Origin of the sequence: Bdellovibrio sp. HCB-110, from assembly GCF_047323225.1 — a bacterium.
In the GTDB taxonomy this organism is placed as follows: Bacteria; Bdellovibrionota; Bdellovibrionia; order Bdellovibrionales; family Bdellovibrionaceae; genus Bdellovibrio.
The window spans coordinates 2,117,319-2,140,786 of record NZ_CP178750.1; the positions used below are offsets into that span (position 1 = coordinate 2,117,319).

Below are 23,468 nucleotides of genomic sequence, written 5' to 3' on the forward strand. Positions count from 1 at the left end.
TTGTCACTTGTGTCTGAAAGTTCGTCAGGGCTTTATTAGCGAGCCAAAGAAGAACAAGATTGAATACAGCTTTCACGAGCCATTTTCACTCGGGGAGCCACGCATTCCGCAGTGCCTTTGTGGCGAACAACAGAGAGTGTTCCCACGTTCGGCGTATATGTTTTTCCTGTGATTTTTGCCATACAAGCATAGTAAGCATACTTCTCTAAGCCCGTTTTCATCTTGGCACTTGTCGGCAAATAGTTGCGAGCTTCGTAATAGTTGATACCGATGCCGCCTTTGCTTGGAGCACTTTGCGCCACAACGAAGTCAAAACTATTTGAAGTGATCTTTTTGCAATCACTCTCTGTTTTTGCTGAAGCAATACCAAAGGGATCCGCGCCCACTTTATCGATCAACAAAACGTGACCATAAACTGCGACGATATCGCCGGCTTTCATAGAAGCAGCGGGCGTCACAGAGATCTTGCTTAAACACGTCAGTCCGTTGTCTTGAGGTTCCACATAAGAACTAGATCCCCACGCCCAAGAATCCGAAGCCTTCAAGGCACGACCTGCTTTAAGTCTTAAACCTGCCGTTGCCATGGATGTGAACACATAACCCGAGCAATCAATACCAAGTACACTTGTTCCATCACCATTGTTTTTAAATAGATCAATCGGGGAATCCGTCGCTGTGGTCGCGTAAGGTTTTCCACCGTAATCGTAGATCAATGGATTTTGGCGGACATTGAAGCAGCCTTGTCCATAGGAGCTCATATCGCGAACGTAATAATGCGTGCTTTGAACTTTCGAAAGACTTGCAATCGCACGTTTGCTACCAACACCATCGGAGTGTTTACCAACGATACTGATTCCTTGCACATCTGGAGTTTGATCATTCATTGAAGGAAGCTGCATACTTTGGCAACTTTGATAGGCTGTCGCAAAGGCCCAACGACCACCGAAAACCGCTAAAGGTGTTCCAGAGTTCAAAGCTTGTTGCTTGTGATACTCATAGTCACGGTTAGGTTCTGGCTGAGCAGGAGTCTCTGTTTCTGTTTCCGGCTCCGGAGTCGCAGGTGTTGTTCCCGCCGTGTTGTTACCACTTCCTGAAGAAGATGGCGGACAGTTTAAATCGAAAGACTGAACGGTTTTTTTCAATTGATTGAAATCGCCACGCACTTTGTCTTGCATGTACGAACGGAACACCGTTGTGCGGTCTCCAACGTCAATCGCCGAAAGAAGAATCAAAAGCTGCTCAGGTGATTCAACACGCTCTCCTTGCGGAGCTTCCGACAACAATGAATCGACAAGTTTATCCAAGTCCCCGGCAAGACGCTTCACATCGCTGGAAGTCATTTGTGGGTTGTCTTGGGCAAGCTTTTCCACCTGATCGTGCATCGCCTGCTTCATGGTCTCTGCGGACGGAATGGCTTTCTGCTCCAAAAGATAGGTCTTCAACCCATCCCAGAGTTTTGTTTCCAGCTCCTGATCCTTACACGCAATGTCTTGGACTGTTTGTGAAGCAATGTCGTTAGCAGCTTCATACCCTTGGGGGGCACAAGCCGTCATCATCATCCCTAATGCGAAATATAGACTGTGTTTTCTCATGCTGTCTTTATCGGCAGCTTCGTTAGGTCAGATTATAGTTCTGATAAATTTTAGACTCGACTAGACTAAAAAATAGTCACTATAATGGGACTTTAAGAGGACCCAAGAATCATGGCAGAAAAGTTTATCAAAATACAGGCACTCTACGGACTTCTAGAGCTAGAACCCTTCATACTTTTGGGCTGTTTGATGGCCATCACTTGGGTGTTCTATAAGTTCTTTTTGCGTGAAGCGAGCGAGGAAAGACATCGTAGCATTCGCAATCACTTCCGCACTTTGCTTCGCCACTATGTGGTTTTAAGCTTCCTATTTTTAATTTTTATTTTTCTGCAAACATCAGAACCGCAACTTGGTAACATGGCGAAGGTCACGCCTTACATTGCTCTGGTGACTTTCATCTGGGGGAACGTTGTTTTTGTAAAGACGTCCCGTCTGGTCGTTTTGCAGTATTTGTTTTTAGGCTCGATGAAGCATGGTGTGCCTTTGCTTCTGGTAAATATCTTCTCTTTGATTCTTTCCATCGTTTTGCTCTTCTGGGGAGTCACTCATGTCTTCGGACTTGAAGTCGGTCCTTTGCTTGCAACATCGGCGGCCGCTTCGGTGATTCTGGGTTTGGCGTTGCAAGATACCTTGGGAAATCTTTTTGCCGGGATTTCTTTGCAGGTCGATCGCAACTTTGAAATTGGCGACTGGCTTGAGATCGTGAGCGGGATTCAAAAAACCACGGGTCAGGTGCGAGAGATCACATGGAGATCCACCACTCTGGTGGGTTTTTCTGATGAGCTTATCACTCTCCCCAATCGCTTTATGGCCAATGCCACGATTTCTAATTACTCCCCGCCTGAAAATCCCATTGTCCGACGTCAGATTTTCCGTCTGGCTTACGGGGAGAATATTGAACACGCCAAACAGATCCTCGAGCGTACGGTGGCAGGAATCGGCGAAATCCGCGGAATTCCAGCTCCTTGGGCCTACGTGAGTGATACGACAGAGCATTGGATTGAAGTAAAAATCATCTATTTCATCGATAACTACGGCTCTCAGTTCAATATTGGCGATAAGGTCTATGTCCGTGGCGTGGAAGCTTTACGTGCAGCAGGCTTAAAATTGGCTCGACAAACAATCGAGCTTTCAGATACAAAACCGGTATGACAACGGCAGTAGATTTTGAAAATCCCCTCGCGGTGAAGATCCGCAAGCAGATCGTTCAGGCTCTTAACGACTTCAATATGATTGAAGACGGTGATAAAATCATGGTCTGCGTTTCTGGCGGAAAAGACTCGAGCGTTCTTTTGGCATTGCTGACAGAGATCCAAAGACGTTCGGAAAGAAAGTTTCAGCTGGAAGCGGCGATTCTCGATCAAAAGCAACCGGGTTTTGATGCAGCGAAATTTAAAACTTGGGTTGAAAGTCTTGGCGTAAAACTGCACGTTATCGAAAAAGACACTTACTCTATCGTAAAAGAAAAAGTTCAAGGCGGTACTTATTGTTCTCTTTGCTCCCGCCTGCGCCGCGCGATTTTGTACGATTATGCTCATGACAATGGATTTACAAAGCTGGCTCTAGGCCATCACCGCGATGACGTTGTTCATACAGCTTTGCTCAATCTTTTCTATGTCGGCACGACGGCGAGTATGCCCCCGAAATTAAAATCCGATGACGAACGCAACATCCTCGTTCGCCCTTTGTGTTATGTTTCAGAGAGAGAAATCGAAGAACTGGCTGCTCTTTGGGCCTTCCCCGTGATTCCATGCAATCTTTGCGGATCGCAAGATGGACTGAAACGCCAACGAGTGAAGAAACTTGTTCGCGACCTCGAAAAAGAGATCCCGAACATTTATGCTTCAATTCAAACGGCGATGTCGAATGTAAAACCCAGTCAGATGATGGATCAAAACCTCTGGGATTTTAAAAATCTTAAGGCAGAACCTTCTTCACCGCAGGACGCTCACCCACAAGCTGAGCCCAACGACGCACTGAAGGTTTAGACTCAAACCACTCCGGTTTTGATTTAATAAATCCAATGATCCACGGATAGGTTGCAATATCGGCAATTGTATAAACTTGCCCCGCAAGATATTCGTTCTTAGAAAGTTGGATTTCCATCACACCTAAAAGGCGCAAAGCTTCTTTTTCAAAGCGCTCAATAAAAGCCGGATTTTTAGGAGTCAGCGTGTTCATTCCGTAGTGATAATTTCCAAACATCGGGCCGATGGCTGACATTTGAAACATCACCCACTGCAAAGTATGGGCTTTTTCAGCCAGACTGTGGCCCAAAAAGTTTCCATATTTTTCCGCCAGGTAATAAAGAATCGCGCCACTTTCAAAAACAGTGACCTCTTTATTATGAGGTCCCTGACGATCCACAATGACCGGAATTCTCCCGTTAGGATTCATCTCGATAAACTCAGGAGATTTCTGTTCATTTTTAGAAAGGTCTACTTTGTGTTCAGTATAGGGAATGGCCAACTCCTCTAACATAATGGCGACTTTTCGCCCATTGGGAGTTCCGGCTGTGTAAAAATCAATCATAAATCTCCTCCTTCACCCTGACCCTGTGCATCCACGATTGCCGCACTGAATGATCGGTGTTAATTTTTTATCTCTTTCGGGATCCGTTGGCGCAGTTGGTAGCGCGTTTCCTTGACATGGAAAAGGTCAGAGGTTCAAGTCCTCTACGGATCACCAATCTTCTTTTACGCCAATATAATTTCACTTTAAATATTTGATTCAACAAATTCTGCGACTTGGGTCGTTACTTGCGAGTCCTTAAGAATTCGACGATGTCCCAAATTAGAAGTCGTTAAAAGTTTCGCGTGGGGCCACGCCTGAATAATCTCTGTCGCGGCGACATAAGGAACCTCTTTATCTCCCGTATCATGCACAATCAAAGTTGGAATATCGAGCTTGCTTCCGATATTGCCGATGTTGAGTTCTTTCGCCGTAAGTCCCACTTTTTCCGCCAAGCTTTTCAAAAAATACTTCTGCGCAAAGGGGCTAATACGAATGAAGTCTAAATAATTACCCACGACCACTTCATAGCGAGAAGGCCCTGCCACTAAAATCAATTTTTCAACTTTAAGTCCCCGTGAAGCCGCCAGAACCGAACAACCAGCCCCGAAAGAATGGGCGATGATGGCTTTGTAAGGTCCCAGTTCTTTTTGAGCGCGAATTAAAAACTTCGCGTAATCTCCAACATTGGTTTGTGTTCCCTCAGAACTACCATGAGCAGGCCCATCCAGAGCCACGACACGATAACCTCTTTTTACTAGAGGCTCCGCAAAAGCTCCCATTTGTGTGCCTCGCCCACTCCAACCATGAACTAGAACAACAAGAGGTCCCGTTGCTGATCCCCACTCATAAGCGGCAATACCACCTGAGAGAGTGAATTTTTTTGCGGATTCAAACCAGAGCTTCTCCGAATCAGGTCGTGGGACCCGACTCGGAGTTAAGAAAATTCCTTCCGCCCAGAAAGCACTTTGTTTGGGTAGCACCCAAGAAAAGTAGCGAATAAAAAGAAACCACAACTTCTGACTGAGCGAAATTTCCATACGAACTATCTTTCTACAATCGCCACAACGCCCATACCGCCAGCTGTACAAATTGAAATCAAGCCGCGGCCTGAACCTTTTTGTGTGAGCATTTTTGCAAGACTGGCAAGAATTCTTCCGCCTGTTGCAGCAAAGGGATGTCCCAAAGCCAAACTTCCGCCATTGACGTTCATTTTCGATCTATCAATAGAGCCCAAGGCCTTAGATCCAAAATTCTTTTGGCAATACTCATCAGATTCCCAAGCCTTTAACGTACAAAGAACTTGTCCAGCAAAAGCTTCGTGAATTTCGTAAAAATCAAAATCCTGAAGAGTTAAGCCATTGCGTTTCAAAAGACGACCCACCGCCACTGCCGGAGCCATCAAAAGACCTTCGCCATTCACATAATCAACCGCCGCATACTCTGCATCACGCAAGTAAGCTAAAACCGGAAGACCGTGTTGTTTAGCGAAATCTTCACTACCCAACAACACCGCAGCAGCACCGTCCGTTAAAGGAGTGCTATTTCCCGCTGTCAAAGTGCCTGTGCCTGAGAAATCAAAAGCGGGTTTTAGTTTCGCTAATTTTTCTAAGCTTGTATCGCCACGTACGAAAGTATCTTTTTTAAGTCCTTTAAATTCAAAAACCAGATCATTATAAAAACCGGCATCATAGGCGCGAGCCGCATTTTTATGGCTTTGCAAAGCAAGCTCATCTTGCGCTTCACGCGTGATCTTCCAATCTTTGACCATCATCTCACAATGCTGTCCCATAGAAAGACCCGTGCGAGGCTCTTGCACATTCGGAAAACGCGGTTTCAAATATTCCGGCTTAAGTTCTGCAAACTTTTTTAACTTCGCCATCATAGAGGGTTCTTTTTGCGCCTCCATCATGATCCAAGAAAATTCATGAGGCAAAACCCCGGCGATATCACTGTTCGTGTCTGTACCGCCAGCAATACCGCTTTCAATTTGTCCAGATGCAATTTTAAGAGCGATTTGCGCCGCCGTTTCCAAACCCGTTCCACAAGCTCTTTGCACATCATAACCCGGTGTATGCGGATCAAGTCCTGAACTCAACAAAGACTCACGAGACAAATTCCAGTCCGACGCGTTTTTCATAACCGCACCCAAAGAGACGTCACCCAAGCGTTCGCCTTGCAGATTTGTTTTTGCAACCAAATCTTTCAAGGTCGCCTTCATCAACTCTTTATTCGAAGTTCGAGAATACTGAGTGAATGACTTGGTAAACGGAGTTCGGGAGCCACCTAGGATCGCCACAGGTCTCATTGTCTTATTATTGCTCATATACATGTCCCTTTTCTTCAACTTACAGGAAGTTCTTGATATCTACCTACCGATAGGTAGATAATAAGGCAGTCAACCATGTAAAGCAAGGACTGTTAATGGATACAAAAACCCGCGCCCTTGACCTCGGTCGTCATTATCTCCAAACATTGGGATTTAATGGCTTCAGCTTTCAAACGATCGCAGATGAGCTGGGCATAAAGAAAGCGAGCCTCCATTATCACTTCGCCTCAAAAGAGGATATGGGGATTGCTCTTATTAAGGATTATGAATTAGCCTACGAAAAATGGACGAAAAAAGTTTCGCCTTTATCAGCTAAAGAAAAACTAGAGCAAATGCTAAATGTTTTTTGCAAGATGGGCCTCGACCACAATAAAATTTGCCCTGCGGGCGTACTGAGTGCTGACTTCAACACCCTCCCCGACAATATGAAAGAGTATTTGGTGAAATTTCATCACACGCAACGTTCGTGGATGATTCAGACCTTAAAACAAGGTGTGAAGGAAAAATCCTTTCGAAAAAATCTGAACATTGAAACAACAGCGGATCTCTTTTTGTGCTCCATTCAAGGCGGACTGCAAGTCGCCCGGCTGCGCGGAGAAATTGAATCTTTTAAAAAGATGACAAAGGGTTTGATCAAAAGTCTTTTTTAACGATTAAAGATTTTCCAATCTTTCAGATTGTAGCGGGCAAGAATTTTCTCAAGCTCGCCATTACTGCGAGCCCCCTGGAACCATGTATCCAAATGTTGCGGTAAAAATCCAAATTCGGGCTCTTTGGGATTACTCACCAAAACCAAAGAATTAAATCCTGTCAGCGACGTGGGATGCAATTGCAAACCCGTATTCAGTTTACGTAAAAGAGAATAACGAAGAACGTTGTAATCTCCCAATGCCAAATCCACGCGACGATCCCGAATCATCTTAGTCATTCTATCTGCGACATCAGAGCCCGTTAACTTAATCGCTCGGGAAGGATCATCAATGCTCAACTGATGGCCAGATTCCATTCCCAGATCAGCAAAAACAATTTTCTTATTACGGACAAATTCATTGTCGATCAAAGATTCTTTAACTTCCGGCGAAAGCAGTGCGCCCGTATAACTCACTCCCAAATTAGGACCGACAATACGAATATCAGGAAGGTATCGAACCATATACCGAGGGCCAATAATATAATTCACACGACGTGCTTGAAGAGCGGCCACCAGACGGGTGTTAGGAATACTTTCAAGCTCCACCGTAAACCCTTGGGCCTTCGCGATCTCTTTAAGAATGTCGTAGATATATCCACCCCAAACGCCAGGACCTTTTTCACAAAGATACGGACAAAGAGGGGCCACACCTATTTTGATATTCAAATAAGTTCGGTTCTTCTCATCACTGGAAGGACGACGGAATACTTTTAAGTCGGCACCAGGATCAGCATATTCAAAGCGAGTGACTTTTTGCACAGGACGCCCCATCCAGCCTGGATAGGAGTTGATGGTTTTCTCTGTCACCGGAAATGTGGGAATTAATTTTTTCTCTGGAACCTTTTCCTTTGTAAAATAAGAAATCAGACTTCGCGCGGTTTCACGCCCCAATTCTGCACAAAACTGGGCCGAATCAATCACCGTCAGTTTTTTATTACGAATGTTTTCAACGGAAAGGGGATCGCCGTCGAAAGTCGCGTGAATAATCTCATGACGTTTCTTTTCAAGAAGAGCCTTCACGATGGAAAGTCCTCCGCCATCATTGACCGTGAAAATCACGTCCACGCTGCCTTTGCCTGGAAAGTCTCTAAGGAAATCTTTCGCCGCCTTTGCACCTGACTCCGGATCGACAGCCTCGTAGCGCTTTAACACGCTGAACTTGCGATTCTTTTTGCGAAGAGCATCAAAGAACCCATCCACGCGATCTGTCGTCGAAGAGACTCGGGGGTATTCAAAAACCACAATACGAACCTCATGGTCTTTGTTATAGAGAGAGTCAATGTACTCGCCATTGTCTTGTCCACCAGAATAATTATCGCTGGTTGCAAAAGAGGTCAGAGCCCCATTCACGATATACTGGTCATAAGCAAAGACCGGAATTTTTAATCTATTTGCATCTTGAAGTCCGCGCGCTAAAGCTGAGTTGTCGGTAGGCTGAATAACCAAAGCTTGAGCTGGTTTCTTAAGAACGTTGTCTAACTGAGCAACCTGATTGAGAATTCCCTTGCGACCTTCGCCAGCCACATAAGAAATCACTTCAATCTTATCACTGCCTTTTTTGTTAAACGCAGTGATTTCTTCCTCAAATCCCTTGCGCATCGCCACTTGGCCTTCAATTTTCATGCTCCAGTACATCACTGGAACAGTCCATTTTTTTGCGAAAGCGAGATTCGAAAACAGAAGAGAAAAAAAGAAAAATAAAACTAGAGATTTCACTCCAGCTAGTATTGTCTAACGGAATTTAATTTTCAATGATGCTTTGAAATATTACGATTCATTAACGATGTTCAGGGAAGTTCCATGACTTCCCTCACAAAAACATACTCAATCAATAGAGTTCGACGCGATCGTTTTCTTTGAAACCTGATCCCGAGTGAATAACTGCTATGGCGCCATCATTTCCAAAATAACTGATCACTTCCAAAGTGCCTTTCAGTCTGCCTGGGACGCGACCGATGTGACCACCACTTTCTGGATCATAAACGTCATCGCCATCTTCCGTGACTTTTAAAAGATCCCCGACTTGCAAACCCGAAACGCGACCAACGTTTAAGTAAATACGATCACCATTGATCGCCGCAATACGACCTTCCCAAGAAACTTTATCCAAAGAGGCCAGAACCTGTGGAGTGAAATCCAAGAAGGCATCTTTTACGATGATTTCAATCATCTCTGGGTTGTTGGCCAAAAATTTATCTGTCTCTACTCGTTCAGCCACTCGCACACCTTGCTCTTCGACGGTGACTGTTTTCACTGTATTGAAAACTTCACGACCAGAGCGCCCTGTGACCACACGCACTTGAGCAACAACCTCAAAGGCCGTCGTCAGGTGGCGAACAACACCGACGTTGTCAGCCTTACGTTTGATACGAATGTCTTGAATCTTTCCTTCTAGGACAGCGTTCACACCCATCGCTTGAGCGGCTTTCGCAACCTCTTGAAGTTTGTACTGACCGGCTTCCATCATTTTAGAAAGATCTAAATTCAACTCTTTGCTATCCAAAGCGATGACTTCACCGGAACGATTGAGATCCGTAATAAACGCCGCACGGGCTTTATCACGAAACTCTTGAGGGCGTTTATCTGAAGAGTCCAAGAACGGCAGAACCATCAGACGTTTGCGAGGAGCTGCATCGTCTTTGCGAGCCTCATAACTGACGTCTTTGATCTCTCGACGCACGGTCGGAGAACTGCGATCAAAAGTAGCACATGCAGCCAAAGAAAATATCGAAAGAGCTAATACAAAAACTTTCATCACCGCACCTCCTATTGTGCCCATTTAAGAACGATCTCGTCACTTTGTTCTGAGATCTTCGAAAGCTTCTTGCCTTCAATGTCGAGCGCTTCTAGCTTAGTCAAAAGTTCTGGAGCCGGAATAGAAGTATCAACTTCAAAACTCACAGCTTCAGAGCTTACCAAACGCTCACGGATGTTTTTAACTTGAGTGATTTGAGAACGAATTTTTTCTTTAAGACCTTCCATCATCGGAAGAGCATTGCGACCGCGCACCGTCAAGCGAATCACGGAAGTTCCCAAGGAACCTCTTTGCCAAGCTTCCAAAACTTGGGAAGCCAGATCGTTTGCTGTTGTCTCGACGACTTCACGAAGTTTTTTATCAACCGCACTCTCTAAAGATCCTGATTCCGTGTCAAAGCGACGGGACACATCGGCAATGGCGCGACCATTACTGACTTGTGTCGCTGTCAGACGAATTTCAATACGGTAGTTATTGCCACGCTCGCCCTTGTTTAAAAGCACTTGCCCATCAATCAGAACGGGCGCGTTATAGTACTGGGCAAAAAACTGAGCATCCTCCCCGCCAGCGATCTTTTCATTTTGAAAATCCACTGGAACGCTTGATCCCAAACCAGATTCAATAGGCTTAATCACATAGAAGTTATTCTTCTGAAAAGAGTTGCGAAGAGACTCTTCCAACAAGCGACCTTCTTTAACCAAGAAGCTTTGTTGATTTTTATCAAGAGGCTGCCACCAACGGTAGCTGCGCCCCTGAACGCGATCCACCCAGCTAATCACAGGTAAAACTACCGGAATGGCATCGTTTTCATTTAAAAGCGAATTTTCCTGAAGCATTTGTTTCAAATCACGCAAAGAAACTTTTAAAGCCACAGACATTTTGAATTCCTCCGCTTCTTGAGTGATCGCAGAAGGTTTTACAAAAGGAATGTAGCGCGCAGAGTTCCTAATTACTTTTGAAGTGATCAAAGATTTGTTCTTTAAGAATCTTTCCTCACCGATCAATTCTTTAATGATGTCTTCAGACACCTTGAGTGAGGCTTGGTCTTGGATATCTCGACGTGCGCCTTGCGGAGTTTTTTCTTTGGAAACACCCGAGAATGTTCTATCCACCAAATCGGCTTGTTGTGCTTTTACTGGACCACTTACGAAGAACATCAACACTGCTGCTACCATCAAAGCGAAACGCATTTTTTAACTCCTCAACTCAATAAAGTCCGTTCGGCCAAACAACGAGTGAACACCTTCAAAGAATTCATTGTTCACACTGATTCCTGGAGCATCTGTCATCTCCATAAGAACCTTGCGGTTGACTTCGGGAACTTCAATTTCCAAACTCACTGACGTCGTACCGGGATAATCCTTCATCAAAGATTGTAATCTTGGATAGTCGTTAGGATCAATTTTATCTAGACGCAGAACCATACGTTTTGTTTTCTTAAGGATGTCTTCCATGGGCGATACCGTGTCGACCATGATTTTTGCAACACCCTCTTCCACTTCGAGACCTCCGCCAATCAAGACAGGTCTTTCATCGCGAAGTTGTGCCTCGAAACGGGCAAAAGAATCCGGGAAGATCACTAGTTCGCAACTTCCAGTCAGGTCTTCGACCTTTCCAAAGGCCATGCGCGTCCCTTTTTTCGTGATCAACTCACGCAACTCCGTAATCAGGCCTGCGACCACGACGCGTTTTTTACCCGCATCACGGTTCTTCCAATCCTTTTTAGCGGCCTTCATCGCCTCGGCCTCTGGCGATCCCGGAGGCGGCATTTGCGCTGGCAAGTCGGCCACTTTGCAAGAGGTCCAGAGCTCTGACAATGTATCAAAGCCTTTCAAGGGATGGTCACTGAGGTAGAAACCCAAAACTTCTTTTTCATAAGATAACGAAGCCGTGCGGGACCATGGTTTACATTCCTCCAAAGACACTTTCGTTTCCGTGGAAGGACCAAGATCAAACAAAGAGGCTTGGCCAAGCTCTTTGTCTTTTTGTAGACCTTGTGCGCGGTCCAAATATTTTTGATAACCTGCGATCAACTGCGCACGATGTCCGCCGAAACCATCAAAAGCCCCGGCTTTAATCAAACACTCGATCACTTTTTTATTCACGCGACGTAAATCAATGCTGTTAAAGAATTCATCCAAAGAAGTGAATTTCTTTTCCGGCAAACCTTCGCGGGCTTCAATAATCGCTTCCACGGCATTTTGTCCGACACCTTTAATGGCACCAAGACCAAAGTAGATTTCATCACCATGAACATCGAAGAGATAATCCGAAAAATTCACGTGAGGTGGTTTTACTGTCAGTCCACGTTTTGCCGCATCCTTCGAGTATTTTACGATCTTCTCTGTATCCGACAACTCGGTAGAAAGAAGAGCTGCGAAGAATTCAGCAGGATAGTGACACTTGAGCCACGCTGTTTGCAGAGTGACGACAGAGTATGCAGCGGCATGGGATTTATTGAAACCGTAATCGGCGAACTTATACATCAGATCAAAAAGCTCTGATGATTTTTGTTCGTTATGGCCGCGCTCTTTCGCCCCTTTCATGAAGAGGGTGCGATGCTGATCCATTTCCTCTTTGATCTTTTTACCCATCGCACGACGAAGCATATCCGCTTGGCCCAGAGAGTATCCGGCGATCTTAGAGGCGATACCCATAACTTGCTCTTGGTAAACCATGATTCCGTAGGTCTCTGACAAAACCTCACGAGTGTCTTCCAAAAGATATTCCACCGGAGCTTTACCGTGTTTACGATCCGTAAAGTCAGGAATATTCGCCATCGGACCCGGACGATACAGCGACGTGATCGCCGTAATATCGGCAAAAGAAGAAGGACGGATTTTACGGGTGGCATCGGTGATGCCCTCACCCTCGAACTGGAACACCCCCGCCGTGTCTCCGCGAGACATCATTTCAAAAGTTGCTGCATCCGTCATCGGGATCATTTTTGAAGTGATCACCTTGTCGCGATTTTTCTTAATGAGTTTCAAGGCCATGTTGATATGAGTGAGCGTCTTCAAACCCAAGAAGTCGAATTTGATCAAACCGATTTTCTCGGCATGCTTCATATCGTATTGAACAACCTGCTCGCCATCCGCTCCCTTATAAAGAGGCGCGTGCTTTACAAGCTGTCCGTCACCGATGATAACACCGGCCGCATGGATACCCGCGTTTCGCACCATACCTTCCACGCGCTGAGCGAGGTCGATCAAAGTGGCCACCGTGGGATTCATTTCCATCATCTCAGTCAGACGAGGCTCCATCTCTAGAGACTCTTTTAGACTGATACCTAATTTATCCGGAATAAGTTTTGTAACCGCATCCACTTCCGCAAAGAGCATTCCCAAAACACGGCCCACGTCTTTGAGCGCTGCACGAGTTTGCAATTTACCGTAAGTGATGATTTGCGATACGGATTGTTGACCGTATTTCTCAGTCACATAACGGATCACTTCCTGACGACGGTCTTGACAGAAGTCGATATCGAAGTCCGGCATCGAGATACGTTCCGGATTCAAGAAACGCTCAAAGAGCAGGAAGTTTGGAAGTGGATCAAGATCCGTAATTTTTAAAACGTAAGCGACAAGGGAACCCGCACCAGATCCACGACCTGGGCCTACAGGGATATCATTGCTCTTCGCCCAGTTGATGAAGTCTTGGACGATCAAGAAGTAACCGTTGAATCCCATGCGTTCGATGATACCCAACTCGTAATCAAGACGAGCGTAGTAATCAGGTTTCTTTTCTTCAGGAACGGGCTCACCGCGAGCGGCCGCCTCATCAAATCTTTCAAGAAGACCTTCTTTGGATTTGCGCGCGATAAAATCTTTAAGACTCTCGCCGGAATCCGTCGGGAATGTCGGCAAGTGATAAATGGGTTTTCCCTTATCATCTTTGATTTTAAATTTAACGTCACAGCGCTCAGCGATTTGCAAAGTGTTGCTAATGGCTTCAGGGATGTCCGAGAAAAGTTCTATCATTTGCTCGGGCTTTTTTAGATAGAACTCATCAGATCCCAAACGGAATCTGGACTCATCACTTAAAGTTTTATTCGTTCCGATACAGATCAAAACTTCTTGAGCGATCTGATCGTCTTGAGTCATGTAGTGGACGTCGTTACTGGCAACTACAGGCACACCTGTGATTTTAGAAGCCTCCAGCAAGAACGGATTGATTTTATCCCACTCCGGCACACCTGTGCGACACATCTCAAGATACAGACGATCATCAAAAATTTCTTTAAGCTGACGAATTTTTGCTAAAGCGGCATCCGCACCTTCACGCATAAAGGCGTCGGCAACTTCACCACGCAGACCACCCGTTAAGCAGATCAAATCAGAATTGTATTCTTTGATGACTTCGTAGTCGATACGAGGTTTCCAATAGAAACCCTCTTGGTAACCGATTGTCGAAAGCTTACAGAGATTTTGATAGCCGTGTGTACTTTGCGCTAAGAACACCAAACGACGAGGTCCCGAGCTCACTTGATCGCGATCTTGTTTTTTTTCTAAACGCGATCCCGGCGCGATGTAAGCATCCAAACCCAAAAGAGGTTTGACGTTGTTATCCTTACAAGCAAAGTAAAATTCAACGGCACCAAACATGTTACCGTTATCAGTTAAAGCCACTGCGGGCATGTTCATCGCTGCTGCTTTTTTAGCAATAGCTTTAACCCGGCACGCGGCCTCAAGAAGCGAATATTCAGAGTGAACGTGAAGATGTGCAAAAGACATGATAATTTCATATCTTAGCCCCCTTTTTTATTCAATAAAAGGGGGTTCTAGACTCGCGAATACTCAGCGCGTTAAAAGGTTCTCAACTGCACTATAGGATGAACCGCCACGCCCTCGGGAACTTGCGCGGAAGCCAAATCAAATTGGTCGTTTTTAACAGGAATTTTGAGAGTTTTTGGACCTTTTCCGCCGTCGATCACAATCTTGAGGAGAACTCCAGTAATGGCCGTTGGCGAAGTCGCTCCGTCGATATTCCAAAGACGAACTTGGTCATCTTGAATCTCGATTTTATCACTTCCTGGAACAGAGGGATCTTTTTCAAGTTTTACTTCTTGAACACTGGGTGCAAATCCATCGGCCACTTCAATATCCACTTGGAGCTTTTGTTTTAAAGACTCGTTGGCGTATTTAATCAGGACGACGGCACTCTTACCCACTTCCGGATCGACAAAATCACGATCCCGAGTGCTGTCTTGAGAAATGAGTCCGATATAGCGGAATTTCAAAGCCGAGTTTGGAACTTCCAAAGAAAAAGGCTGAACCACTTTCTGGCGCCAAGCAAAGTCATTGAACGACATCAAGAGACGACCTGACTCGATATCAAAAAAGACGATACCCCGTCAGCTCAGCACAACATCCACCCAACCCCGAAACGATCACAGGTTGTGAGCCATGCACATTCAGCTCAGTGGCTTGTTCTGATTTCCCCCAAAGCACTTGTTCAAGGCGAGGGCCTTTACGCACACTCCAAGAAATACTTCCAGCAATACCCTCCGCATCCAAAAACTCTTGAACTGTTTTTGCACTGCTCACCAAGAACAATTCTTCGCCACCTTGCTGAGTGTATTTGCGATACATTTTATAATCTTGGGAAGATTTGGTAGCGATACGTGCGCCATCTGGATTTTGCGTCAATTTAAAACTCGAAACACCCGAGCTTTCATAGAGCAATTCGCTTGTGGAGGCGAGAGCCGCAATGGCAGCCAAAACGATAAATAAAGTGAGAGCTTTTGAAGTTCGGACGATCTTTTTTGTTTTCATTTAAAGAAAACTAACAAAGCTCGTCCGAAAAGTTGAAGTTACAATGCCATCATTACGGACTATTCATCGCGGGACTATTCCCACTCAATGGTTCCGGGAGGCTTACTCGTCACATCGTACACGACGCGATTCACGCCTTTGACCTTGTTTGTTATCAAATTTGAAACTTCTCTTAAGAATTGAAATTCAAATGGATACCAATCCGCCGTCATCCCATCACTGGACGTCACTGCACGCAGAGCGAGCACATGATCATAAGTCCGAGAATCCCCTTGCACGCCCACGGTTTTTACGGGAAGCAAAACGCAGAAGGCTTGCCAGATTTTCTCATAAAGTCCGCGACGACGAAGTTCTGAAATAAAAACATCATCACACTCTTTAAGAATGCGCAGTTTTTCTTTCGTCACCTCTCCTAAAACACGAATGGCCAAACCAGGACCTGGGAACGGATGGCGCCAGAGCATTTCTTTAGGCAGCCCCAATTGCGCACCCAAAGCTCGCACTTCGTCTTTAAATAATTCGCGCACGGGTTCCACCAAGCCCAATTTCATTTTCTCTGGCAGGCCGCCCACGTTGTGATGGGACTTGATCGTCACACTGCCACCCACCGACGAAACACTTTCAATCACATCAGGATAGAGAGTTCCTTGGGCCAACCATTTGATAGGAAGTTTGTGATCGTAACTTTTATCAAAGACTTCGATAAAAACTCGACCAATGGTTTTTCTTTTATCTTCAGGATCTGTTTTTCCCGCAAGAGCCGAAAGGAATTCTTCGGAAGCGTCGACACCTTTCACATTTAAACCGATTTTACGGTAGTTCTCTAAAACGCTCTCGTACTCGTTCTTACGGAGTAGACCATTATCGACAAAAACGCAGTGAACTCGTTCTGCACCAAGAGCTTTCGTTAGAAGTGTTGCGACCACTGTAGAGTCTACACCTCCGCTAAGACCAACAAGAACGTGATCCGTCGGTCCGACTTTTTCTTGGGCATCTTTAATCAAAAGATCTTTGATATGAGGCGCATCCCAATTCGCCAAAGCTCCGCACATATCCTGCGCAAAGTACTTCAATAGATCATTACCATTATCCGTGTGCGCCACCTCAGGGTGGAATTGCAGAGCCAGCACTCCAGGTCCTTGCATCGCTGCAGGATGATGACCATCCGAGTTCGCGATGATTCTAAAACCGTCCGGAACTTTTTCAACGACATCACCGTGGCTCATCCAAACTTTTTGCTTCTGTGGAATTCCCGGTAAGACCGAAGTCCATGTTACATAATTCAGACCGTACTCACGATGTTCAGCGCGAGTCACCTTTCCACCCAACTGATGAGTCAGAAGTTGCATCCCATAGCATACTCCGAGCAAAGGACTTATGTTACGAAGCTCAGACACATCTCTGCGAGGAGAACCTTCTTCATAAACAGAATTCGGGCCGCCGCTTAAAATAATTCCGTAAGGATTTTTTTTGCGAATTTCTTCCGTCGCATATTTGTAAGAGTGAATTTCTGAATAAAAACCCAACTCGCGCAAACGGCGTGCAATCAATTGTGTGAACTGAGAACCAAAATCTAAAATAATAAAACCACGCATATCTACTCCAGCTTCCGCACTGTGCCCTACGGCACTAGCTTTCCATACGATAGTTAGGAGCTTCTTTCGTGATGCTCACGTCATGCACGTGAGATTCGCGAAGACCCATTGCCGTGATCTGAACGAACTTGGCTTTTGCTTGCAACTCGTCGATATTGCGAGCCCCCAAATAACCCATACCGGACTTTACACCACCGACAAGTTGGTGAATCACTGCGGAAGCAGCTCCTTTATAAGCCACCTTGCCTTCGATTCCTTCAGGAACGAGTTTTTCATTTTCTTCGATATCCATTTGTCCATAACGATCTTTTGAACCGCGAGCCATGGCACCGATACTTCCCATGCCGCGATAGACTTTGTAAGTACGACCTTGGAAAAGAATGGTTTCACCTGGAGATTCTTCTGCACCGGCAAGAAGATTTCCAATCATCACGGAGTTTGCACCTAAGGCTAAAGCTTTTGTGATATCACCAGAATACTTAATCCCACCGTCAGCGATGATTGTTTTTCCACGAGCCTTCGCGGCTTTCGCACATTCAACCACCGCAGAAATTTGCGGCATACCGACCCCGGCCACCACGCGAGTTGTACAAATACTTCCGGGACCCACGCCGACTTTAACGACTTCCGCACCGGCTTCAATCAGCGCATATGTTCCATCCGCAGTCACAACGTTTCCTGCCACAATGATCACGTCTTTGTGTTTTTGTGCGATGTACTTCACCATTTCAATGACATTTTTAGAGTGACCGTGAGCCGTATCGACACATAAGACATCCACACCGGCTGCGACCAGAGCATCAGCTCTCTCGCGAGAATCCGCACCAACACCGACTGCAGCTCCGACGAACAATCGACCGTGTTCATCTTTGGTCGCCTGAGGATAGTTTCTGGCTTTCTCGATATCTTTGATCGTGATCAAACCTTTGAGTTTTCCCTTGGCATCAACCACCGGAAGTTTTTCGATACGGTGTTTTTGCAAAATCTTTTTTGCTTCATCCAAAGTTGTTCCCATTTTCGCTGTAACCAGATTTTCTTTGGTCATCAAGTTGCGAATGGGTTGGTCGAAGTTTTCTTCAAAGCGCAAATCACGATTAGTCAGAATACCCATCAGTGTTCCATCGATTGTGATCGGCACACCACTGATAGAATATTTTTCCATCAAATCGACAGCTTCTTGCACCATGTGATCAGGTCCTAAGGTGATGGGATCCAAAATCATTCCGGCTTCGTATTTTTTTACTTTTTCGACTTCAAGGGCTTGCTTGTCGATATCTAAATTTTTATGAATGATGCCCAAACCACCGTTTTGTGCCATCACTCGCGCGATGCGATTTTCAGTCACGGTGTCCATCGCAGCAGAAATAATCGGTGTGTTCAGAAATTTTTCTCGGGCAAACAGAGATCTGGGAACCACTTCGGTGGGCGTGATCTCTGAATATTGAGGAAGAAGAAGAATATCGTCAAAAGTTAAGGCGTAGGGTACTTCGCGTTCCATAAACTCACTCCTGGCAGGGTTTCTTCATTCTCAAACGATTCGCCAGAGAGTTCAATAGGAAATCAGTCTTCGTACCACGTCTTATAAAGCAAATAATTGTCTGCGGATTTTTCGAGCAAATCGACTTCTTCGTCCGTGAGTGCGCGTTTAACTTTGCCAGGACGCCCCACAACCAGACTGCGCGGCGGAATCTCAGTTCCTTCAGTTAAAAGAGTCCCAGCTCCAATTAAACAATGTTCGCCGACTTTGACTCCGTCCATAATGATGGAACCCATGCCCACCAAGGTGCCGCGACCGACTTCACAGCCATGCAACATAACTAAATGACCAATGGTCACGCGATCATGGAGCGTCGTCCCCCATTTTCCATAAGTGCCATGAATGACCGCGCCATCTTGAACATTGACCTCTTTGCCAATACGAATAGGCATCACGTCGCCGCGAATCACCACATTATACCAAATAGACGAGCCCCTCCCGATCTCTACATCACTGATAATACGGGCATTGTCAGCTAAGAACACGTCTTCAGCAACAACAGGGGAAATACCGCGAGCTCGAACAAAAATATCACTCATAGAAACCTCTCAATAAAAGGTACGCCGTACCTTTTTGTATTGCAACGCAAGAATTAACGCAGACTACGCACATTTTGATGAGGGTGATGCTTCACAGGATGACTTTCAATTTTGCTTAAGAGAATCTGTTCAATCTGATCTCTTTCTTTCATCCCATCAGCGAAACCAATCTCGATAAGTTGTTTGCAATAAGTGGGAGTAAACAGCAGATAGCTAAGCATCTCACTGGACTCCTCTAAAGATCCAGGTCCCCGCAAAAGATAGCGAATCATTCGCGGAAGTTCGCCACTTTTCTTTGACGCGATTTCTGAAAAATCCACAGACGGAGAAATCCAAAGACTTTCTACTTCTCGCAAAGCCACTCGTTTTTTTTCGTGAGGAGTTAATAAAGAATAACTTTGATTGATCTGCTCAATTCTTTGAATATCCGCTTCAAGTCCGTCCATCATCACGGCATTCATCAAGACGTTGGCCACTTTAGAGACTGTGGGGATCTCGCCCGTTTCGCGGTGATGATAAGTGAAAGAGGTGTCCTGTCGGCGGCGCACGCCGATGGCAATGATTTTATCAGCCCCCATATAGATCGCGGGCCCACACGGTGACTGATTGCGAATGCAGCCGTCACCATAATAGCGCTCTCCGATTTTTATCGGCGGAAACAGCAAAGGAATCGCCGAGGAGGCCATGATATGATCGACATCCAGAGTGGCTCGCTCACTGCGATGCATGCCGCGCTCCCACGGTTCAATATCAGCCATCCCTTGATAAAAGGTGACGGTAGAAATGCTGTCATAGTCCAAAGCCGAAATCCCCACCGCGCGAAGTTTTCCTAAATTGATTTTCTTTTCTATTTCTTGGAAATGGCATTTCTCCGATAAGAAACTGTGCAAGGGGTGAGTGCTTAACAAAGATCTCAACGCTTGTTCTTTTTTAAATCCGCCCAAAGAAAGTTCGGTCATCCATTGTAGTCCTCCTCGGGAAAGAGCCATCAAGTCCGCATAGAAAACTTGATCACTATCAATATGACTCCAAAGCCCTGTGAGTTGTTTTGAACTTTCGACAAAGTCACCGGGATTAGCAACAAGAAGACCGACATTGATCGCACCGGCGCTAACGCCCGTGTAAATCCGGAAAGGATCGCGGATATTGATTTTGGCAGCGATATGCGAAAGAGCGGCAAGAACGCCGGCTTGATAAGCTCCCCGCGCACCGCCACCTGATAACACTAGACCTAGTTGGGGCATGCACTACTCCTTCAAACTACAAATTTAATGTAATTCAGAAGGAAAAACGACAACACTCCGGGGTTTCGTTAAAAAACAAATCTAGGACGACTAAGCTTGTTGTCTTCCATGAGAAACAATCCAGACAAGATCATTTTCATGTAAAGTAAAACTCGCTCTAGGTCCCAAGATGCGCTCAGCCCCGCGCTCAATGCCCACGACCATGCCATGATATTTTTCACGAATACCACTTTCACGAATGGTTTTGTCTTTGTAAGAAGAAACTTCAGTCACCACGAATGAGCTCAACTTATAGTCGCCGCCCGCCGCCGTGGTCATTTCAGAAGACGATTCTTGATTTTTTTCTTCCTCCAGAACCGTGTGGAATTTTTGCAGTTCATCTTCACTGCCAAAGCAGATCAATTTATCGTGAGGCCAAAGAACGAACTCTCCATCCGGAGCAAAATACCGACGGGACCCACGGAATACGGCGGCCACCGTTACGCCGTAAACTTCTTTAAAGGATTGCTCGCGAAGAGTTTTCCCCACCAAAGAAGAATCAGGAGACAAATCGTAGTTGCCTAAGCTCGTCTCCCAAGGAAGGAAATTTTTTGCAACTCCAGAACTGACCAATTCTTTGCGTTCTTTCTCAGTCAAATTTTTAAGAAAATTCTTTTCGATAAATTGATAAAGGCGACGCACCCAGAATTGTCCGCCCAGAATCATAACGACTAAAACGGCGGCCACTAAACCGGAGGCCACTTTCAAAGTCACGAACTGCGCAAGGATGGCTCCCAATAACATCAAAGCCAGAACGATTCGTCCAATGAAGATTCCGAATTGCAAGCCTCTGAGCTTTTGCAGCTCTTCAAATTCACGCTGCGCTTTTAAAGCAGGACCACCCATCACGATGCCCCAAAAGAACGGAGCCGAGATCGCGAGACAGATAAATAAAGAGATCGCCGCAGCCCAAGGACTTTCTTGAAGATAGTTTTGCACTTCTTTATTTAAAAGTGTTTTGTAGGCGCTTAGAATTGCAATCACCATGACGGAGTTCAAAATAATCTTCACGCCGTAGGTTTTCATAATCAAAGAACCCACACCGCCCTTGCCCTCTTGACTGAAGGAGGCTTGATAGTGGTCCAGTGTTCTTTTGATTCCCGCAGGAAGTTTTCCTTCCACCCAACGATACGCAGGCTCTGAGACTTTAATTAAATAAGGAGTCGTAAATGTCGTCACCGCCGAAACAGCAATCGCCAATGGATATAAAAAGTCACTGGTCACTTTTAGAGTCACACCCAAAGACGCGATGATGAACGAGAACTCTCCGATTTGCGCCAAGCTCATTCCGGCTTGGAAAGATTTTTTTCGAGTTTGACCAGACAAAAGAGCGCCCAGGAATGTACAGATAAATTTTCCGACGATCGTCACCAAAGTGACCATGATCACAAGATCCCAACGTTCGATAAGAACTTTCGGATCAATCATCATTCCCACGGAGACAAAGAAAATCGCGGCAAAAAGATTTTTCACCGGTTGCAGAACGTGCTCCATCTTGTGACCTTCAGGAGTTTCTGCCAGCAAAGAACCCATTACGAAAGCTCCCAAGGCCGGAGAGAATCCAACCCCTGCCGCGATCATCACCATCATGAAACACAGACCGATAGAGACAAGAAGAAGAGTTTCGTCTTCTAAAAGACTGCGAATTTTACGCAAGAAGATCGGAATAAGAAAGATTCCCACCACGAACCACAGAGCGATATAGAACAACAATCGTAATCCAGAAAACGCCAGATCCATTCCTGAAACAGCTTCAGTACCCGACACAGCCGTCAGCAAAACCAAGAGCAAGATCGCCAGAATGTCTTCAACAATCAAAATTCCAAAAACAAGTTCGACGTATTTCTGCCCGCGGAGCCCCAGTTCTTGAAAGGCCCGCACAATAATCGTTGTGGATGACATCGAAAGAATCGCACCAAAGAAGAGGCTGTCAATATTATTCCAGCCAAACATTCGGCCGACAACGTAACCAAAGCCCATCATCGCGACGACTTCAAAAATCGCCGTAAATCCTGCCGAGCCCCCGACTTTAAAAAGTTTTTTAAAGCTAAACTCCAGACCCAAACTGAAAAGAAGGAAGATCACACCAATTTCCGACCAAACCTGAATACTGGCTTGATCTGTCACTGTCGGGAAAAAAGGCACATGAGGACTCACAAGAAGTCCCGCAATCAGATACCCAAGAACCTGTGGTTGTCCGAGTTTTTTAAAGAGCAGCGTCGATAACGCTGCGATCATCAAGATAAAGCCAAGATCTGTAATCAAATGAGGTAGATGATGCATGCCCCATTTTTACAAAAACTAGTTCAGATATCCAGACCCTTTGTCCATTAATCCGAAATTTTGCAGTTTTTGTGCGCCGCTCTCGACTTCAGCACTCATAACGCGCGAACGACCAATAAAATTTTTCGTCGCAAAAAGAGGAACACCTAAATACAAACACAATGACATGGCTTCATCAGCACGCAACTTCATCGAGTTCGTTTTTGTAAGTCCACTTATGTAAAGACGCAAATACTGATGGGAACCTTTGATTTCGACAAAAACAGCCTGCTTGATTTCAACACCCATGGACTCCATCAACATCGCCGTGAATTTGTGCGGTGAAGATTGAAGAATGGATTTATTCGACTGAGAAAGAGCCACACCGGCATCAATAGGGCTCACAGCCACAGGAAGTGTGTATTGATGAGCTTCATCTTTCAGAAGCAAAAACGGACGAGCCACATCCGTCGTCACAGACAAGCCATAAGGAAACAATTGAACAAGATCCTCTTGATGAAAAGTCTCTTCTTCCTGCGACTGTTGCGCAAAAATGATCTGAGATTTAAAACTGTTTAAATCCAAAGTGTCTTTCATGAT

19 protein-coding genes and 1 tRNA gene are annotated in these 23,468 nt (G+C 45.5%); 4 read left to right on the forward strand and 16 right to left on the reverse strand.

Features of this window, described 5'->3' with window-relative positions:
- Positions 1-35 precede the first annotated feature (35 nt).
- Entirely contained in the window at positions 36-1,592 is a 1,557-nt protein-coding gene (locus tag ACL934_RS10230; protein ID WP_413612177.1) for a hypothetical protein, read from the reverse strand.
- A 111-nt stretch (positions 1,593-1,703) separates the two neighbouring features.
- On the opposite strand from ACL934_RS10230, the gene ACL934_RS10235 reads away from it, so the two are divergent.
- Entirely contained in the window at positions 1,704-2,744 is a 1,041-nt protein-coding gene (locus tag ACL934_RS10235; RefSeq protein WP_413612178.1) for a mechanosensitive ion channel family protein, read from the forward strand.
- The gene (gene ttcA, locus ACL934_RS10240; RefSeq protein WP_374073264.1) at positions 2,741-3,580 is read left to right on the forward strand and encodes a tRNA 2-thiocytidine(32) synthetase TtcA; all 840 of its coding nucleotides are present in this window, start codon (positions 2,741-2,743) and stop codon (positions 3,578-3,580) included. Before ACL934_RS10235 ends, ttcA begins: the two co-directional genes overlap by 4 nt.
- Here the strand turns inward: ttcA and ACL934_RS10245 are convergent.
- Positions 3,510-4,124, reverse strand: coding sequence for a glutathione S-transferase family protein (locus tag ACL934_RS10245; protein WP_413612179.1), 615 nt, complete (start codon positions 4,122-4,124; stop codon positions 3,510-3,512). The genes ttcA and ACL934_RS10245 overlap by 71 nt on opposite strands.
- Positions 4,125-4,204: 80 nt before the next feature.
- Between ACL934_RS10245 and ACL934_RS10250 the strand changes: the two genes are divergently transcribed.
- Positions 4,205-4,280 (forward strand) — tRNA-Val (locus ACL934_RS10250).
- A gap of 29 nt (positions 4,281-4,309) precedes the next feature.
- Here ACL934_RS10250 and ACL934_RS10255 read toward each other — a convergent pair.
- Entirely contained in the window at positions 4,310-5,143 is an 834-nt protein-coding gene (locus ACL934_RS10255) for an alpha/beta hydrolase (RefSeq protein WP_413612180.1), read from the reverse strand.
- Between the two features lie 5 nt (positions 5,144-5,148).
- Positions 5,149-6,429 carry an acetyl-CoA C-acetyltransferase gene (locus ACL934_RS10260; RefSeq protein WP_374073269.1) on the reverse strand — a complete coding sequence of 427 codons (1,281 nt, stop codon included), beginning with the start codon at positions 6,427-6,429 and terminating at the stop codon, positions 5,149-5,151.
- A 98-nt stretch (positions 6,430-6,527) separates the two neighbouring features.
- Between ACL934_RS10260 and ACL934_RS10265 the strand changes: the two genes are divergently transcribed.
- Positions 6,528-7,082 (forward strand): TetR/AcrR family transcriptional regulator, encoded by a 555-nt coding sequence (locus ACL934_RS10265; RefSeq protein WP_374073270.1) that lies wholly within the window; start codon positions 6,528-6,530, stop codon positions 7,080-7,082.
- Here ACL934_RS10265 and ACL934_RS10270 read toward each other — a convergent pair.
- The 12 genes from ACL934_RS10270 to ACL934_RS10325 all read right to left on the reverse strand — a co-directional run bounded on the left by ACL934_RS10270 (position 7,079) and on the right by ACL934_RS10325 (position 23,465).
- On the reverse strand, positions 7,079-8,746 hold the full coding sequence (locus ACL934_RS10270; protein ID WP_374073271.1) for a substrate-binding domain-containing protein: 1,668 nt from the start codon (positions 8,744-8,746) through the stop codon (positions 7,079-7,081). The genes ACL934_RS10265 and ACL934_RS10270 overlap by 4 nt on opposite strands.
- Positions 8,747-8,951: 205 nt before the next feature.
- Positions 8,952-9,878 (reverse strand): hypothetical protein, encoded by a 927-nt coding sequence (locus ACL934_RS10275; RefSeq protein ID WP_413612181.1) that lies wholly within the window; start codon positions 9,876-9,878, stop codon positions 8,952-8,954.
- An 11-nt stretch (positions 9,879-9,889) separates the two neighbouring features.
- Entirely contained in the window at positions 9,890-11,068 is a 1,179-nt protein-coding gene (locus ACL934_RS10280) for a hypothetical protein (protein ID WP_413612182.1), read from the reverse strand.
- Between the two features lie 3 nt (positions 11,069-11,071).
- Complete coding sequence (dnaE, locus tag ACL934_RS10285; RefSeq protein ID WP_413612183.1) at positions 11,072-14,611, reverse strand: DNA polymerase III subunit alpha; 3,540 nt, start codon at positions 14,609-14,611, stop codon at positions 11,072-11,074.
- Positions 14,612-14,682: 71 nt separating this feature from the next.
- Positions 14,683-15,189, reverse strand: a complete 507-nt coding sequence (locus ACL934_RS10290) for a hypothetical protein (protein ID WP_413612184.1) — start codon at positions 15,187-15,189, stop codon at positions 14,683-14,685.
- Between the two features lie 22 nt (positions 15,190-15,211).
- The gene (locus ACL934_RS10295) at positions 15,212-15,652 is read right to left on the reverse strand and encodes a hypothetical protein (protein ID WP_413612185.1); all 441 of its coding nucleotides are present in this window, start codon (positions 15,650-15,652) and stop codon (positions 15,212-15,214) included.
- Positions 15,653-15,726: 74 nt separating this feature from the next.
- Positions 15,727-17,247: a glutamine-hydrolyzing GMP synthase gene (guaA, locus tag ACL934_RS10300; protein WP_374073277.1), complete on the reverse strand. Its 1,521-nt coding sequence runs from the start codon at positions 17,245-17,247 to the stop codon at positions 15,727-15,729.
- A gap of 34 nt (positions 17,248-17,281) precedes the next feature.
- A complete protein-coding gene (gene guaB / locus ACL934_RS10305; RefSeq protein WP_374073278.1) occupies positions 17,282-18,745 on the reverse strand; it encodes an IMP dehydrogenase in 1,464 nt (487 codons plus the stop codon).
- A gap of 62 nt (positions 18,746-18,807) precedes the next feature.
- Positions 18,808-19,323: a gamma carbonic anhydrase family protein gene (locus ACL934_RS10310; RefSeq protein ID WP_413612186.1), complete on the reverse strand. Its 516-nt coding sequence runs from the start codon at positions 19,321-19,323 to the stop codon at positions 18,808-18,810.
- Between the two features lie 53 nt (positions 19,324-19,376).
- Positions 19,377-20,567 carry a patatin-like phospholipase family protein gene (locus tag ACL934_RS10315; RefSeq protein WP_374073280.1) on the reverse strand — a complete coding sequence of 397 codons (1,191 nt, stop codon included), beginning with the start codon at positions 20,565-20,567 and terminating at the stop codon, positions 19,377-19,379.
- Between the two features lie 90 nt (positions 20,568-20,657).
- Positions 20,658-22,889 carry a cation:proton antiporter gene (locus tag ACL934_RS10320; protein ID WP_374073281.1) on the reverse strand — a complete coding sequence of 744 codons (2,232 nt, stop codon included), beginning with the start codon at positions 22,887-22,889 and terminating at the stop codon, positions 20,658-20,660.
- An 18-nt stretch (positions 22,890-22,907) separates the two neighbouring features.
- Entirely contained in the window at positions 22,908-23,465 is a 558-nt protein-coding gene (locus ACL934_RS10325; protein ID WP_413612187.1) for a bifunctional nuclease family protein, read from the reverse strand.
- Positions 23,466-23,468 lie beyond the last annotated feature (3 nt).